Origin of the sequence: Mesorhizobium sp. M4A.F.Ca.ET.050.02.1.1, from assembly GCF_003997725.1 — a bacterium.
Taxonomy (GTDB): domain Bacteria; phylum Pseudomonadota; class Alphaproteobacteria; order Rhizobiales; family Rhizobiaceae; genus Mesorhizobium.
The window spans coordinates 1-395 of record NZ_RZSG01001555.1 but is presented as its reverse complement, the minus strand read 5'-3'; the positions used below and the strand labels follow the sequence as shown (position 1 = coordinate 395).

The window sequence follows — 395 nt, the reverse complement described above, 5'->3', positions numbered from 1 at the left end:
CCGTTCGGCGGCCATGCTTGGCGTGAAGCCAGATTTCAGCCATGAAAATGGTGCAACGCTGGTTTCCTATCAGTGATTCTTGGGGCGCGCCGGCAACTGCGCGCTATTTTGTTGCGATGAACGGGACTCGATGCAGCTAAAAGAACTAGCCGGTATCCTGCCTGTCGAGGGAACAGCTTCCCCCGACCTGGTGGTCACCGGGATTTCCTCGGATTCCCGCGCGGTCAAGACCGGCGTCGTCTTTTTCGCGCTCGCCGGCAGCAAGGCCGATGGCGCTGCCTACGCGGCGGATGCCGCTAAGCGGGGTGCCGCAGCGGTCGTGGCGGGCAAGGGGAGCGCCCTTTCCGCGCTGCCGGTCCCGGTCTTTTCCGTCGACGATCCGCGGCTGGCCTTGG

Annotated in this window: 1 protein-coding gene; it reads left to right on the top strand. The window is 64.1% G+C overall.

The window, feature by feature from the left end; all coding sequences use genetic code 11:
- Positions 1 to 130: 130 nt before the first annotated feature.
- Positions 131 to 395: Mur ligase domain-containing protein (locus tag EOA33_RS38610; RefSeq protein WP_245482634.1), on the top strand; the 265-nt coding region annotated here is incomplete at its 3' end.